This is a genomic window from Streptomyces sp. BBFR2 (genome assembly GCF_044497305.1).
Lineage (GTDB): Bacteria > Actinomycetota > Actinomycetes > Streptomycetales > Streptomycetaceae > Streptomyces.
Map to the genome: position 1 here is coordinate 4,190,463 of NZ_CP172415.1, position 15,161 is coordinate 4,205,623.

14 protein-coding genes are annotated in these 15,161 nt (G+C 73.0%); 9 read left to right on the forward strand and 5 right to left on the reverse strand.

From position 1 onward, the window contains the following. Window positions 1-419: 419 nt before the first annotated feature. A complete protein-coding gene (locus ACGH2B_RS17000) occupies window positions 420-1,640 on the forward strand; it encodes a serine hydrolase domain-containing protein (RefSeq protein WP_399089805.1) in 1,221 nt (406 codons plus the stop codon). A gap of 55 nt (window positions 1,641-1,695) precedes the next feature. Here ACGH2B_RS17000 and ACGH2B_RS17005 read toward each other — a convergent pair whose 3' ends face one another. From ACGH2B_RS17005 to ACGH2B_RS17015, 3 genes are all read right to left on the reverse strand, one after another. Beyond that, on the reverse strand, window positions 1,696-2,544 hold the full coding sequence (locus ACGH2B_RS17005) for an EamA family transporter (protein WP_399089808.1): 849 nt from the start codon (window positions 2,542-2,544) through the stop codon (window positions 1,696-1,698). Next, window positions 2,541-2,666 (reverse strand): hypothetical protein, encoded by a 126-nt coding sequence (locus tag ACGH2B_RS17010; RefSeq protein WP_399089811.1) that lies wholly within the window; start codon window positions 2,664-2,666, stop codon window positions 2,541-2,543. The genes ACGH2B_RS17005 and ACGH2B_RS17010 overlap by 4 nt, the downstream gene beginning before the upstream one ends. A 177-nt stretch (window positions 2,667-2,843) precedes the next feature. Continuing rightward, window positions 2,844-4,487 carry a penicillin-binding transpeptidase domain-containing protein gene (locus ACGH2B_RS17015; RefSeq protein ID WP_399089814.1) on the reverse strand — a complete coding sequence of 548 codons (1,644 nt, stop codon included), beginning with the start codon at window positions 4,485-4,487 and terminating at the stop codon, window positions 2,844-2,846. Between the two features lie 372 nt (window positions 4,488-4,859). Between ACGH2B_RS17015 and ACGH2B_RS17020 the strand changes: the two genes are divergently transcribed. Then, the gene (locus ACGH2B_RS17020) at window positions 4,860-5,768 is read left to right on the forward strand and encodes an alpha/beta fold hydrolase (protein WP_399089816.1); all 909 of its coding nucleotides are present in this window, start codon (window positions 4,860-4,862) and stop codon (window positions 5,766-5,768) included. A 475-nt stretch (window positions 5,769-6,243) separates the two neighbouring features. Then, the gene (locus ACGH2B_RS17025) at window positions 6,244-6,369 is read left to right on the forward strand and encodes a hypothetical protein (RefSeq protein WP_399089819.1); all 126 of its coding nucleotides are present in this window, start codon (window positions 6,244-6,246) and stop codon (window positions 6,367-6,369) included. Between the two features lie 443 nt (window positions 6,370-6,812). Here ACGH2B_RS17025 and ACGH2B_RS17030 read toward each other — a convergent pair whose 3' ends face one another. After that, on the reverse strand, window positions 6,813-8,549 hold the full coding sequence (locus ACGH2B_RS17030; protein ID WP_399089822.1) for a dolichyl-phosphate-mannose--protein mannosyltransferase: 1,737 nt from the start codon (window positions 8,547-8,549) through the stop codon (window positions 6,813-6,815). A gap of 83 nt (window positions 8,550-8,632) precedes the next feature. On the opposite strand from ACGH2B_RS17030, the gene rsmI reads away from it, so the two are divergent. The 6 genes from rsmI (at window position 8,633) to ACGH2B_RS17060 (ending at window position 14,001) form a co-directional block, all read left to right on the forward strand. Next, window positions 8,633-9,517: a 16S rRNA (cytidine(1402)-2'-O)-methyltransferase gene (gene rsmI / locus ACGH2B_RS17035; RefSeq protein ID WP_399089825.1), complete on the forward strand. Its 885-nt coding sequence runs from the start codon at window positions 8,633-8,635 to the stop codon at window positions 9,515-9,517. 229 nt (window positions 9,518-9,746) lie between these two features. Next, complete coding sequence (locus ACGH2B_RS17040; protein WP_399089828.1) at window positions 9,747-10,181, forward strand: hypothetical protein; 435 nt, start codon at window positions 9,747-9,749, stop codon at window positions 10,179-10,181. A gap of 70 nt (window positions 10,182-10,251) precedes the next feature. Further along, a complete protein-coding gene (locus ACGH2B_RS17045) occupies window positions 10,252-11,211 on the forward strand; it encodes a TatD family hydrolase (RefSeq protein ID WP_399089831.1) in 960 nt (319 codons plus the stop codon). Between the two features lie 107 nt (window positions 11,212-11,318). Next, window positions 11,319-12,239 (forward strand): 16S rRNA (adenine(1518)-N(6)/adenine(1519)-N(6))-dimethyltransferase RsmA, encoded by a 921-nt coding sequence (rsmA, locus tag ACGH2B_RS17050; protein WP_399089834.1) that lies wholly within the window; start codon window positions 11,319-11,321, stop codon window positions 12,237-12,239. Next, complete coding sequence (locus tag ACGH2B_RS17055; protein ID WP_399089837.1) at window positions 12,236-13,135, forward strand: 4-(cytidine 5'-diphospho)-2-C-methyl-D-erythritol kinase; 900 nt, start codon at window positions 12,236-12,238, stop codon at window positions 13,133-13,135. The genes rsmA and ACGH2B_RS17055 overlap by 4 nt, the downstream gene beginning before the upstream one ends. 134 nt (window positions 13,136-13,269) lie before the next feature. Further along, complete coding sequence (locus ACGH2B_RS17060; RefSeq protein WP_399089840.1) at window positions 13,270-14,001, forward strand: hypothetical protein; 732 nt, start codon at window positions 13,270-13,272, stop codon at window positions 13,999-14,001. Between the two features lie 92 nt (window positions 14,002-14,093). Here ACGH2B_RS17060 and ACGH2B_RS17065 read toward each other — a convergent pair whose 3' ends face one another. Then, entirely contained in the window at window positions 14,094-14,948 is an 855-nt protein-coding gene (locus tag ACGH2B_RS17065; protein WP_399089843.1) for a helix-turn-helix domain-containing protein, read from the reverse strand. Window positions 14,949-15,161 lie beyond the last annotated feature (213 nt).

Sequence of the window (15,161 nt, forward strand, 5' to 3'; positions counted from 1 at the left end):
CACCCGTCTCATCGTTCCGCCGCCCGCCGGAGGCGGCAACTCGGCCGGGGCGCACGGCGGGCCCGCGGCGCGCCCCGGACGGCGGCGGGGCGGGGCACCGGACGGTTGGCGGGCCCGCCCGGCCCGGGGCGCGGCACCCGAGGCCGGGGTCGGGCGGGCCCCGGGCACCGCACCGCACCGCCCGGCCGAAGAATTCCGGCCCCGCGCCGCGTCGTCCGGACCGCGCGCGCCCACCGTCCCGTAGCGGCCCGGCGGTTCGGCCCGCCGCCGCCCACCGGGGGTGCCCGGCGGGCCTGCTGACGCGGCCCCGGGCGGCTGTGACGAAGGCCACGCCGCCCGGCTCCGGTCATGAGCACCACTTGGCGCGAGGCACCATTGAAGGGTCACCAAAGCGACGGAACAGTGGGAAGCGGGAAACAGTGGTGGACGTCCAGGGCAGGGTCGAGGACGGCTTCGAGCCGGTCCGGGACGCTTTCACGGCCAACTTCACCCGCCGCGGCGAGCGCGGCGCCGCCGTCGCCGTCTACCGCGACGGCCGCAAGGTCGTCGACCTCTGGGCCGGTACCAAGCACGGTGACGGCGGCGATGACCTCGGCCCCGCCGCCGACGGCCGCCCCGACGCCCCCTGGGAGCAGGGCACCGCGCAGGTCGTCCGCTCCGCCACCAAGGGCGTCGCCGCCGTCGTCCCGCTCCTGCTCCACCAGCGCGGACTCCTCGACCTGGACGCACCGGTCGGTACGTACTGGCCGGAGTTCAAGGCCGCGGGCAAGGACCGCGTCCTCGTCCGCCATCTGCTCTCGCACCGCGCCGGAGTGCCCGTCCTCGACACCCCGCTCACCCCCGAGCAGGCCGTCGACGGTGTCAGCGGGCCCGCCGCCCTCGCCGCCCAGGCCCCCGTCTGGACGCCCGGCACCGACCACGGCTACCACGCCCAGACCTACAGTTGGCTGCTGGCGGAGCTGGTGCTGCGGGTCACCGGACGCACCATCGGCGCCTGGATCGCCGACGAGATCGCGGCCCCCCTCGGCCTCGACCTCTGGCTGGGCCTGCCGCCCGGTCAGCAGGCCCGCGCCGGACGCCTCGCCGAGGTCAGGCCGCCCGAGGCGGACCCGGCGGGCGGTCTGCGGGTGCGCCCCAAGCGCTCGGTCGCCGAGGCGTACCGCGACCCGGCGTCCCTCACCAGCCGCGCCTTCGCCGCCATCACCCCGGCGCCCGACGAGAACGCCCCGGCCTACCGCGCCGCCCAACTGCCGGCTTCCGCCGGTATCGCCACCGCCCGCTCGCTGGCCCGCTGTTACGCCGCGCTCATCGGCCCGGTCGACGCCGACGGCACCGGCGAGGGCCACCCGCGTCTCTTCGCCCCCGCCACGCTGACCCTGGCCCGTACCGAGGAGTCCGCCGGACCGGACCGCACCCTCGTCGTCGGCACCCGCTTCGGCCTCGGCTTCATGCTGCACAGCGGCGCCTCCCCGCTGCTGGCGCCCGGCTCGTTCGGCCACCCCGGACGCGGCGGCGCGCTCGCCTTCGCCGACCCCGAGTCGGGCCTCGCGCTGGGCTACGTCACCAACGGCATGCAGCGCGGCGTCACCGCCGACCCCCGCGCCCAGGCCCTCGTCCGGGCCCTGGCCACCGTCGGCTGAACGCCGCGGGGGCCCCGGCGCGACGCCGGAGCCCCCTTTCGTACGGCCGGGCCGGCTAGCTGTGCAGCATCAGCCCGATGCCGACCACCATCAGTCCGGCGGCCGCGATCCGCGGCGCACCGAAACGCTCCTTGAAGAACACCGCGCCGATCGCCGCGCCGACGATGATCGACGACTCCCGCAGCGCCGCGATCGGCGCCAGTTCGCCTCGCGTCTGCGCCCACAGCACCAGCCCGTACGCGAAGACCGACAGCACCCCGCCGGCCATCCCGCGCCACGCGAACGGCCGGAGCTGGGCCAGGAGTTGACGCCGCCGGACCGTCAGCGCCCAGAGGGGGATGGCGACGCCCTCCAGCAGCATCAGCCAGGCGATGTAGCCGAGCGAGGTGCCCGACGCGCGGACCCCGAGCCCGTCGACGGTGGTGTACGAGGCGATGGCCAGGCCGGTGGCGAGGGCGGCGAGCAGCGCCGGCCACTGCGGGCGGGCCCCCGCACCACGCAGCCCCCACAGGGCGACACCGAGCAGTCCGGCGGAGGCCAGCGCCACCCCGGCGAGCGCCCAGGGACCGGGCACCTCACCGACGAAGAGCGCCGCGAGGACGGTGACGACCAGCGGCGCGGTACCGCGGGCGATCGGATACATCTGCCCGAACTCGCCCAGCCGGAACGACTGCATCAGCAGCATCTGGTAGACGACGTGCAGCACGGCGGAGCCGAGGAGATACGGCCAGGCACCGGCCGCGGGGAGCGGGGCGAACGGGAGGATGACGAGGCCGCAGACCGCGCCCGCGCCGCCGACCAGGGTGAAGGCGAGGAGCTGGTCGCGGATGCCGTGGGCGATGGCGTTCCAACTGGCGTGGGTGACCGCGGCGATGAGCACGGCCACGACGACGAGCGGCGTCATGCGGTGGGCTCGGCGGAGTTCGCCGCGGGGGCGGCGGCACGGCGCCGGCGGATGAGGGCGGCCCGGCGGGCGCGTGCCCGATCGGCCGCCGGGACGGGGAGGTTGGGCGGGAAGACGCTCATGTCCCGCACGCTAGCGAAGGGTGTACGGGCCACGCGATGCAAAGGTGAGCAGTCTCTCACCGGAAGATCACGCGGCGGATTCCCGCCGGTCACCGGGCGTTCACCTGCCGGGTATGACGACGCCGCCCCGCCCCGCCGGAGCGGCGGGACGGGGCGGCGCGGACGGACGCGGGGCGCTCAGCCCGCGGAGAGCAGGGCGCGGACCACCGGACCGGCGTTGTCACCGCCGTGACCGCTGGCCGGGACGAGCGCCGCCGCGGCCATGTCGTCGCGGTACGCGGTGAACCAGGCGTTCGGCTTCTTCTGGTTGTCGACCTCGGCGGAGCCGGTCTTCGCGCCGATGTCACCGCTGAGCCCGGCCATCGGCTTGACCGCCGTACCGGCCACCGCGGTGGTGCGCATCATCGACTTCAGCCCGGCGGCGGTCTCCGGCTTCATCCGGCGCGCCGCGGTCGCCAGCTTCCGGTGGTCGAGGTCGGGGGAGACGAGGTAGGGCTGGCGGAAGACGCCCGCCTGCGCGGTCGCGGCGAGCGAGGCGACGTTCAGCGGGTTCATCCGCACCCCGCCCTGACCGATCAGGGACGCGCCCATCTGCGCGCCGTCCTGCACCGGCACCGTGCCGTCGAACGTCGGGATGCCGGTCTTCCAGTCGAGTCCGATACCGAAGACGTCCCGCGCCTCCACCGTCAGATCGTCGTTGTTGAGGTTCTTCGCCTGGCCGATGAAGGCGTTGTTGCAGGAGGCGGCGAAGCTCTGCGCGAAGGTGCCGTTCGGGATCTCGCTCATCTGGTCGTTGTGGAACTTCCAGCCGGCGACCGTCGTGTACTTCGGGCACGGGTGCTGCTTGCCGGGCGAGGTCAGACCCTTGTCCATGAGCAGCGCGGCGGTGACGATCTTCATCGTGGAGCCGGGGGCGAGGGAGCCGCCGGTGGCGACGTTGAAGCCGGTGGCGGGGGAGTGCGCGAGCGCGAGTATCTCGCCGGTGCTCGGCTTGATGGCGACGGCGGAGGCGTTCTTCCGGGCGTCGACCTGCTTCTGCGCGAGCGTCTGGAGCGAGGCGTCCAGCGTCGTCTTCAGGGTGCCGGGGGTGCCCTTGCCGAGGACCTTCAGCGTCGTGTCGTGCTTGCGGTCGTCCTTGCCGTCCGCGGTGTGGTGGATGGCCAGCGCCACGGCGGGGGTGCCGCCCGCCTTGTCGCCGTACTTGTCGCGCAGGCCCGTCAGGACGGTGCCCAGCTCGGGGTGGTCCTTGGCGGTCAGCTCCTTGCCGTGGCGGTCCACCGCCTTGATCGGCGCGGGGCCGGAGGGGCCGGTGCGCAGCGAGTCGCCGTCGCCGAGGGAGGGGTGGAGCACCGCGAGGTTCCAGTCGACGCGGGGCTTGCCGGTGGCGCCGTCGCGCCGCACGTGCAGCGCGGAGGTGTAGGAGTACGGCGCCTGGTGGCCCTGGTAGGAGATCTGCGCGGTGACGGTGTAGGGCACCTTGTCGCCGTTGGGGGTGCCGGGTTTGACGGTGACGCGGCTGAAGTGGGCCTCCTTGGCGAAGGAGGCGAGCGCGGTCTTCGCGGGACCGGGCTTGTCGGTCAGCTCCGCCGCCTTCGCGGCGTCGGCCGACTGCCAGGCGGCCAGGAAGTCCCGGGAAGTGGTGGCGATCTCCTGCGCGGACGCCGGTCCGGCCTGGGCGGAGCCGCCGTTCTTGCCGTCGGCGGACGTCCCGCCCGGCGCCGACGGGTCGTTCGAACCGCCGCCGAACAGCGCGAACCCGGCCACCCCGGCGACCAGCACCGCGGATCCGCCGATCAGCCCGTACTTCACCTCACGGCGCATACGACCGTTCCCCTCCCCATGCCTCACCCCGCGTCTCCGGGGCCTGATGGGCACTCTATGGGACGGCGGAAACCCGGAGAGTGCCGGTCCGTCTCGATCGGGGCACGGTCGGATGAACGGTCCGGTGCGAGGCGGGCTCCCTGTTGTAAAGGAGCGGGCCGGGGGCGCTCCGGGGCGGAGGAGGCCCCGCCCCGGAGCCGCGCCCGCCGCCGTCCGGGGCCCGCGCGGAGCATGGCCGCGGGGACGCCCGTACGCCGCTGCCCGCCGCTCGCCGTACGGCCCCGCCACGGCCGAAGCCCGCCTCGCTCCAGGGCCGCTCCCACCAGCGGAAAACCCGATGCGCCCGCTCCCGCCCGGCCCGAGGATGGCGGGATGACCGCACGCTCAGCAGACCCGGCCCACGCCGGGAACCCCGCCCGTACCGGCACCACCCGGCTCCCCGACGGGCGGTCGCTCGGCTGGGCGGAATGGGGCCCGGCGGACGGGCGGCCCGTGGTGCTGTGTCCGGGCGCCGCCACCAGCCGGTGGCTGGGCTTCGGCGCGGACGTCGTCGACGGGCTCGGCGTCCGCCTCGTCTCCGTCGACCGCCCGGGTCTCGGCGTATCCACCCCGGCGCCCGGCCGCACCCTCGACAGCTTCGCCACCGACCTGCGGGCGCTGTGCGCGGCGAGGGACCTGGGCCGCCCGGGCGTCGTCGGCAACTCCCAGGGCGCGCCGTCCGCCCTGGCCTGCGCCGTCGCGGGCGTCGCCGGGGCGCTGGCCCTGGTCTCCGCCGCGGACGAGGTCGCCGCCCTGGAGCCCGCCGACGCCGGGCTGCGCGACCTGCTCGCGCTGACCGCCCGCGACCCGGCCGCCGCCGAGGAGTTCTTCGCCTCCTTCACCGCCACCGCGATGCGGGAGATGGTCCTCGCCGCGAGCCCCGCCTGCGACCGCGCCGTCTACGAGGCCCCGGCCTTCGCCGCCGCCTACCGCCGCGCCCTCGACGAGGGCTTCGCGCAGGGCGCGGCGGCCGGCTACGCCCGCGACACCGTCCTCACCATGTCCCGCTGGCCCCTCGACCTCGCCGCGATCACCGTCCCCTGCGACATCTGGTACGGCACCGAGGACACCACCCACTCCCCGGACCACGGCGCCCGCCTCACCTCCCGCATCCCCGGCGCCCGCCGCCATCTCGTCCCCGGCGCGGGCGGTGCCCTCCTGTGGACGCACGCGGCGCCGGTACTGACGACGCTGCTGGCCCGCGTGGAGGAGGACGAGGGGCGCCGCCCCGGCCGGGACTGACCCCGGGCGGCCTTCGTTTCGAAGCCCTCCGGCGGGCGACGGGCCCGGGCGCCCCCGCCCGCGCGGGGCGGCCGGGGCGGGGTGAACGCCTTTGTGCCTTTGATCGCAAAGCGGACGCTCAGCCCTGATCGGCATATGTGCGCCGACGGAATTACCTGGTCAGAAAGGTGTGACATGGGTCTCTCCGGGCGAAGCTTGAGGTTCGCTTGAGGGAAGGGGCGACACGGGATGTCAGGCGCCTTCGATTGCAAGGTCACCAGGTCAGAGCGGTTCGGTAAGAGAGGTGCGCCGAACGGGGTGTCAGCAGTCAGGCACCCGGTGCCAGTTGGCCGCCCGACCGTGTTCCGCGGTACGGACTGGCACGTATGTGCGGCGCGCTACTCTACTGAGCTACCAACCCACCTCTTCGATCGGAAGGTGTTCGTGGCCGCCTATAGGGCCCACGACCGCTGGGTCCGGAGAGGAAGGTCGCCCCATGTCTGCGAAGAAGGGACGGAGGGGCTACCGCCGCAGGTGGCGCCGGATCCGGTCCGGCGCCCGATGGCTGGGTCCGCTGTACGCGGTGTTCCGCATCGCGCGCGAGATCTGGTCCCACCTGTAGAAGGGGTGATCCCGGCCTCGTGGGAGGCCGAGATCACCGGGCGCGGTAGGGAGAGGGCCTCACTCCGAACAGCTTGGCCGGCCACAGGAGTTGGGGCCCTCGCGCGTTCGCGCGCATCTGGGTCGGGGAGCAGCGCCGACCGGAGGTCGCTGCGTGACTTCGGCCACTCGCTGCGCCTGACGCCGCCCCATCTTGCCGCTTCGTATGACTGTTTGGCGAGTGGGAAACGGCGGGCGATGCCAGGGAACCGCCCCCCTGGCCAGGGCATAAGGCCAGGTCAGAGGTTTCCCGTCGGATCGGTGTGACTGGAATCACCGCTTCCGTAGGTGTGGTTCCTTCCCGCGGAGGGGTGAACGGATGTCAGTGCCGGTCACTAGGATGCGCGCCCCTCCGGGCGGCCACGGGGAAGCCGCCGCCGGACGCCTCCGCCCACCGCCCGCGCCTCACACCCACGTGTCGAACCACATCCGCTTGTGCCATTCCGACTTCGGGATCGGCAGGCCCGTGTAGATCGGATAGAAGTAGATGAAGTTCCAGACGATGAGCAGGACGAGGACGCCCGCGCCGACCGCGCCGATGGTGCGGCGGCGCTCCGACGACCCCGGCGGGCCGACGATCGCGCCGATCATCATCGCCAGCGCCAGGCAGAGGAACGGCACGAACACCACGGCGTAGAAGAGGAAGATCGTCCGTTCCTGGTAGAGGAACCACGGCAGATAGCCGGCGGCCACCCCGCAGACGACGGCGCCCGCCCGCCAGTCGCGTTTGAAGGCCCAGCGGTAGAGGACGTACGCGAGCGCGAAGCACGCCGCCCACCACAGCAGCGGGGTGCCGATCGCCAGCACCTCGCGGGCACAGCCCTCCGCCGCCGTACAGCCGTCCTGTCCGGCTTTCGGGTCCTCGTAGAAGTACGACACCGGGCGGCCCAGGACCAGCCAGCTCCACGGGTTGGACTGGTAGGTGTGCGGCGTGGTCAGGCCGGTGTGGAAGGAGTAGACCTCGGTCTGGTAGTGCCACAGGCTGCGCAGCCAGTCGGGCAGCCAGGTCCAGGAGCCGGTGTGGCCGTCGGGGGTCGCCGCCCACTGGCGGTAGTAGCCGCCCTTGGTGGCGAACCAGCCCGACCAGGACGCCAGATACGTCGCCACCGCCACCACGACCGTCGCGCCGAACGCGGGCACCGCGTCGCGCCGCAGCACCGACCGCAGCGGGTGGCGCGCCCCGGCGGTGCGGCGCGCGCCGATGTCCCAGAGGACCGACATCAGCGCGAACGCGGCGAGGAAGTACAGGCCGTTCCACTTGGTCGCCGAGGCCAGGCCCAGGCAGATCCCGGCGGTGATCCGCCAGGGCCGCCAGCCGAGTTTCAGCCGGTCGCCGACCGTGCCGTCCGGGTGTGCCTGGCCCTCCGCGTCGACCGGCAGCGCCGCCGCCAGCCGGGCCCGGGTGCGGTCCCGGTCCAGCAGCAGCGCGCCGAACGCGGCGAGCACCCAGAACATCACGATGAGGTCCAGCAGCGCGGTCCGGCTCATCACGAAGTGCAGCCCGTCGACGGCGAGCAGCACGCCCGCCAGACAGCCCAGCGCCGTCGAGCGCAGCAGCCGCCGCCCGATCCGGCAGACCAGCAGCACCGACACCGTGCCGAGCAGCGCCACCATGAACCGCCAGCCGAACGGATTCATCCCGAACGCCCACTCACCGACGGCGATCAGCCACTTCCCCATCGGGGGATGGACCACGTACGACGGGTCGGAGTTCAGCAGGATGCGGGCCGGGTGGCCGACCAGCGCGTCGTTGGCGTTCTTGTCCCAGGTGCCCTCGTAGCCGAACTGCAGGAGCGACCAGGCGTCCTTCGGGTAGTACGTCTCGTCGAATATCACCTTGTCCGGGCTGCCGAGGTGCCAGAACCGCAGCACCCCGGCGAGCAGCGTCACCAGCAGCGGCCAGAGCCAGCCCGACGCGCCGGCCAGCCGTACCGCGAGCGCCGGACGCACCCCGCACAGCTCCCACAGCCGGGTGCCGGGCCGCGGGAAGGGGGGCACCAGCCGCGTGCGGACGTCGGGCCGGGGGCCGTCGGCGTGGCCGAAGCGGCGCAGCCTGCGCTGCCACGCGGGCGGCCGCCGGTCGGGCCGGTCGGCGCTGCGGGCTACGGCGTCGGTCGCGGTGTCACTGGTCACCCGGCCCATCGTAGGGAAGCGGCCTGTGGAGAGCCGGGTACGCCGCAGGCGGGGTGACGAGGGCGTCGGCCGCGGGCTGGGAGGATGGGGGCGTGACTGGAACGCTGGTACTTGCAGGGACGCCCATCGGCGACATCGAGGACGCCCCGCCGCGCCTCGCCGCCGAGCTGGCCGCCGCCGATGTGATCGCCGCCGAGGACACCCGTCGGCTGCGCCGCCTCACCCAGGGCCTCGGCGTGACGCCCGGTGGCCGGATCGTGTCGTACTTCGAGGGCAACGAAGCGGCCCGGACGCCGGAGCTGGCCGACGCGCTGGCCGGCGGCGCCCGGGTGCTGCTGGTCACCGACGCCGGGATGCCGTCGGTCTCCGACCCCGGCTACCGCCTCGTCGCCGCCGCCGTCGAGCGGGACGTGAAGGTCACCGCCGTCCCCGGGCCGAGTGCCGTGCTGACCGCGCTCGCGGTGTCCGGGCTGCCCGTCGACCGCTTCTGCTTCGAGGGCTTCCTCCCCCGTAAGCAGGGCGAGCGCCTGAGCAGACTGCGGGAGGTCGCGGGCGAGCGCCGCACCCTCGTCTACTTCGAGGCGCCGCACCGCCTGGACGACACCCTCGCCGCGATGGCCGAGGTCTTCGGCGCCGACCGCCGCGCCGCCGTCTGCCGCGAGCTGACCAAGACGTACGAGGAGGTCAAGCGCGGCGGGCTCGGTGAGCTGGCGGCGTGGGCGGCGGAGGGCGTGCGCGGGGAGATCACCGTCGTCGTCGAGGGCGCCCCCGAGGCCGGTCCGCAGGAGCTGGGGCCCGAGGAGCTGGTGCGCCGGGTGCGGGTCCGCGAGGAGGCCGGGGAGCGCCGCAAGGAGGCCATCGCCGCGGTCGCCGCGGACGCGGGGCTGCCGAAGCGGGAGGTGTTCGACGCGGTGGTGGCCGCGAAGAACGCCGAGAAGGCGGAGGGGAAGGCCGGCGGGAAGGGCGCGGGGGCCTGAACCCGGGCCCGGCGCCGTCCGGTGTCCGAAAAGCCGCTGCCGGAAGGTAAACGGTCTGCCTCGAAAGGTAAAGGGAGCATCCGGACGGCCGGGACTTCGGCCTGGAGTCGGCCAAATCTGGGCCAACAGGTAAGAACATCCGCCGCACCTCGCCCCCGGCAGGAGTCCACTGGGAGCCGGGACGCACGGTTCCCCGGAGACCTTGTCCTGCGGACAAGAGGAGCGGCACATGAGCGAGATCGCGGACACCCGCACCACCTACCCCGACACCCACCCCACCACCGACGCACCGGTCCACGAGGCGTACGCCTTCGCCTGCATGCGCTGCGGCCACGGCTGGGAGCAGGCGTACGAGATACGGCACCCCGTCGACGTCAAGGGCGTCACGCACGCGGTCTACTTCGCGGACGGCGAGCGGGTGCCGTCCCCGCTGACCAGCCCGTCCTGCCTCAGTTGCGGCTCCACCGTGGTGCGGATCATGCGCGCCGGCGAGGTCTCGAAGGTGTCCCACGCGCTCGCCGGTCTGCATCAGCGCGGCAGCGGTACGGCGAAGAAGTCCGCCGACCGGTCCGAGAGCGCCGGCAGCTCCGCCGACGACAAGCCGCACGGCCACCACTGGCACCTCTCCGATCTGCTCCACCCCTTCCAGCACCACCGCCGCTGACCGGCGGGCCGGGCCGGGCGCCCGGTGACGCGAGGTGAGGCCGTGGCCGCGGCTTCGTAGAATCGCGGCCATGGCCCCGCACGACACCGGCTCCGCGCCCACCCCGCCCGCCTCCGCCCCGAGCGGCACCGCGCCGAAGGCGCAGGCCCCGAAGGGCGGAAAGGCCGCGAAGGACGCCCCGCCGCCGCTGCCCGCACCGCTGCGGGTGCCGGTCGCCGACTCCCACACCCACCTCGACATGCAGCAGGGCACCGTGGACGAGGCCCTGGCCAAGGCGGCGTCGGTCGGCGTCACCACCGTCGTCCAGGTCGGCTGCGACGTGGCCGGATCGCGGTGGGCGGCCGAGACCGCCGCCGCGTACGAGGCGGTGCACGCGGCCGTCGCGCTGCATCCCAACGAGGCGCCCCGGATCGTGCATGGTGACCCCGACGGCTGGTCGCGGCAGGGTGCCCGCGAGCCCGGCGGGGGCGCGGCCCTCGACGAGGCGCTGGCCGCCATCGACGCGCTCGCCGCCCTCCCGCACGTCCGGGGCGTCGGCGAGACCGGTCTCGACTACTTCCGTACCGGCGCCGACGGCATGGCCGCGCAGGAGCGTTCGTTCCGCGCGCACATCGAGATCGCCAAGCGGCACGGTAAGGCGCTGGTCATCCACGACCGGGAGGCCCACGCCGACGTCCTGCGGATCCTGCGCGAGGAGGGCGCCCCGGAACGCACCGTCTTCCACTGCTACTCCGGTGACGCCGCGATGGCGAAGGAGTGCGCGGCGGCCGGGTACTTCCTCTCCTTCGCCGGGAACGTCACGTTCAAGAACGCGCGGCCGCTGCGCGACGCGCTCGCGGTGGCCCCCGCCGAACTGCTGCTGGTCGAGACCGACGCGCCGTTCCTGACGCCCGCGCCGTTCCGCGGCCGTCCCAACGCGCCGTACCTCATCCCCGTCACGCTGCGGGCGATGGCCGAGGTCAAGGGCGTGACCGAGGACACCCTCGCCACCGCCGTCGCGGCGAACACGGCACGCGCCTTCGGCTACTGACCGCGGGCGGGCTCGCCCCTCCTCGGCCCGTAAGCTGCACCGGTGAACCAGCGCAGCGAGCGAACAACGGAAAGGCGCGTCCCGGCGGCGCGCGGCGAGGCTTCGGCATGAGTGAGAGCACCACCGGCGACGAGTCCGGCCCCCTGCTGGGCCCCGCCGACATCCGCGAGCTGGCCGCCGCGCTGGGCGTACGCCCCACCAAGCAGCGCGGCCAGAACTTCGTCATCGACGCCAACACCGTCCGCCGCATCGTGCGGACCGCGGACGTGCGGCCCGACGACACCGTCGTCGAGGTCGGTCCGGGCCTCGGCTCGCTGACCCTGGCGCTGCTGGAGGTGGCCGACGCGGTCACCGCCGTGGAGATCGACGACGTGCTGGCCGCGGCGCTCCCGGCGACCGTCGCGGCGCGGCTGCCGCGCCGCGCCGACCGCTTCGCGCTGGTCCACAGCGACGCGATGCACGTCACCGAACTGCCGGGGAACGCGCCGACCGCGCTCGTCGCCAATCTGCCGTACAACGTCGCGGTGCCGGTCCTGCTGCACATGCTGGCGACGTTCCCGACGCTGGAACGCACCCTGGTGATGGTGCAGGCGGAGGTCGCCGACCGGCTCGCGGCCCGCCCCGGCAACAAGGTCTACGGCGTGCCGTCGGTCAAGGCCAACTGGTACGCCGAGGTCAAGCGCGCCGGTTCGATCGGCCGGAACGTCTTCTGGCCCGCGCCGAACGTCGACTCCGGCCTGGTGTCGCTTCTCCGGCGGCAGCCGCCGGAGACGACCGCGAGCCGCGAGGAGGTCTTCGCCGTCGTGGACGCCGCGTTCGCGCAGCGCCGTAAGACGCTGCGGGCGGCGCTGGCGGGCTGGGCCGGTTCGGCCGCCGCCGCCGAAGAAGCGCTGGTCGGGGCCGGAATCTCCCCGAAGGCGCGCGGTGAGGCGCTGACCGTCGAGGAGTTCGCCCGCATCGCGGAGCACAAGCCGGGCAAGCCGGAGCGGCAGGACGACCAGCAGGACGAGCAGGGGAGTACGCGGTGAGCGCGGCGGTGACGGTACGGGTCCCGGCGAAGGTCAACGTTCAGTTGGCGGTCGGCGCCGCCCGCCCGGACGGCTTCCACGACCTCGCCAACGTCTTCCTCGCCGTCGGTCTGTACGACGAGGTCACCGCCGCCCCCGCCGACGGGCTGCGGATCACCGCCGAGGGCGAGGGGGTGGCCGACATCCCGCTCGACGCCACCAACCTCGCCGCCCGCGCCGCGACCCTCCTCGCGGCCCGCCACGGCCGTACTCCGGACGTCCATCTGCACCTGGCGAAGGACATCCCCGTCGCGGGCGGCATGGCGGGCGGCAGCGCGGATGCCGCCGGTGCCCTGCTGGCCTGCGACGCGCTCTGGGGCACCGGCGCCTCCCGCTCCGAACTCCTGGAGATCTGCGCCGAGTTGGGCAGCGATGTGCCGTTCAGCCTGGTCGGCGGCGCGGCCCTGGGCACCGGACGCGGCGAGGTCCTGACCCCGCTGCCCGTCGGCGGCACCTTCCACTGGGTCTTCGCGGTCGCCGACGGCGGTCTGTCCACGCCCGCCGTCTACGGCGAGTTCGACCGCCTGACGGCCGGCACCGACGTACCGGAACCGGCCGCCTCGCCCGCGCTCCTCGCCGCCCTCGCGGCGGGCGACGCGACGGCGCTGGCGGGCGAGTTGGCCAACGACCTCCAGCCCGCCGCGCTCTCCCTGCGCCCGTCGCTGGCCGCGACCCTCGACGCGGGCGCCGCCGCGGGCGCGCTGGCCACGCTGGTCTCCGGCTCCGGTCCGACGACGGCGTTCCTCGCCGCCGACCCGGAGGGCGCGGAGAAGGTCGCGGCGGCGCTGACGGCGTCGGGGACGTGCCGTGCGGTACGGATCGCGGTCGCGCCGGCGCCGGGGGCGACGGTTCTCTAGCCCCGTGGCGGGTGGCGTCCGTCCCGGAGCGGTGTCCCGTCGGAGCGGTGCCGCAGCAAGATCGTGACGGGGGTTTCGGGCCAAGTCCTGGGCCTGTACCGTGGATCGCATTCGTTTACCAGAAGGTTTGTCGCATGCATGCACAGGATTCAGGTAAGGCTCTGAAAAGGGCGACATCACGGATACCCGCTTCCCGTACACCGGCGAGCGTGCCGAATTCGGCGACGCTTTCCCAAGGGGCCGCTCTCACGCCGGATGCCGTGACGGCGCTGCAGCGGAGCGCGGGAAACGCGGCCGTTTCGCACGCGCTGCAGCGTCAGACACGCGGTGCGGGTCATGGGAAAACCGCGCCCGTGCAGCGCGCCCCGGAGGCGCAGGGGCACTCCCGGGAGTACACCCACGTCGCTGTCGACAAGCAGGGCGCGGGCCTCGATCAGCTACGCCTCTCGCTCAACGCGAACGGCCTGAAGACGGCCGAGAGTCTTGAGATAAAACTCTCCGCAGGCAGCGAGAAGATGGGGCACCACCAGCATGTTTTCATGTGGGACGCCACCGTCAAGGGGATCAAGGGCGCTGCGGGAATCGCCAAGGGCGTTGGGCCGGACAGCGCCGTCAACGTGAAAATCCGCAAGCTGGATATGAGCGAACCCGGAATGTTCTCGCAAGGCACCTTGAAGGGCGACCAGCCCAAGGGGCTGGGCGGCGCCTCGACGAATGGCGCGTGGGCGCACCCGGGCGACATCCCCCGCAAGTACCTCTTCATCGAGGGCCTCGACCAGCCCAATCTCCCCGGCTTCAAGGACTGGCTCGCCGGCAAGGGCTGGCCCGACGGCCACGCCGAACAGTTCCCGCGCGCAGCCGCGTGACCGGGCCGGCCCTCAGCTGACGAAATGGTCGAACTCGCCGTTCTTCACACCGAAGGTGAAGGCGGCGAGTTTTGCTGTTCATGCCCTGGCACTCACATTTCTTTGATGGCCCGGTGAAGGAAACTTCGTGACTCTCCGCGGGAGAGTGCGGCGTGTTTCGCGCGGTCGAGCAGTACGCGGTATCGGCCCAGGGTGGCAGCGGTATCCAGAAATCCCCCGCCGATCGGGGCATCGACGTGGACGGTATCGAGCTGGGGGACGACGCCATTCGCGTACAGCACCGTCTGCGTCACTTCGACGAAGACGTCCCGTGTGAACGGGATGACCCGGAGAGCGAATTCGGGGTGCTCGGATACATGCAAGAGATATTCGAGCTGCCTGCGCGCTACCTTTCGTCCGCCGATGCGCATGTGTAGTGCCGCTTCATGAATGGTGGCTTCGAATTTCGGCGGTTCGTCCCGGTCCAGGATTTCCCGCCGCTTCATGCGATGTTCGACCCGGGCCTTCAGTTCGTCGTCGGGGAGTTTCGGAATCGCGCCGGCGAACAGGGCGTGTGCGTATTCCTCGATCTGGAGGATTCCGGGAAACGTGACGGGCTGTAGATAGTGCAGGCCTGTTGCGTGATGTTCAAGCTCGGCGATGTCGAGAAACCCGGGAGCGAGGATGCCGCGGTAATCGTCCCACCAGTATTGTCCACGGCGCTCGCGCGCGATGGCGCACAATGCCTCGACAAGGTTCTCGTCCTCGCAGTCGTAGAAGGCGGAGAGTCGGCGGATGCGATCCTCGCTGATTCCTACGCGGCCCGCCTCGATGTGACTGATTTTGGCCTGGTCGGTCGACATCATTGCGGCCGCTTCCCGGGCGGTTCTGCCCGCGTGCTCACGCAGTTTGCGCAGCTCGCCTCCGAGACGAGCCTGCCGGGCCGTTGGGATGTTCCTCGGCGGCATGCCACCTTCTCCAGTTTGTGCACGGTGTCGCGCATAACGGTGTCACGGCCCTTGCCGACCTGCCCCGGATATCCCTGAAGGCAACCTTGCCCCGGGGCATATATGCCACTTTTTCCGGCGCAATTCTGGCGCTATGGTCCTTCGATGTCACGCAGTGCACGGGAATTCCGGGGCGCTGTCATCTGCGCGCCTCCGCACGCCCGTTGGGCGATC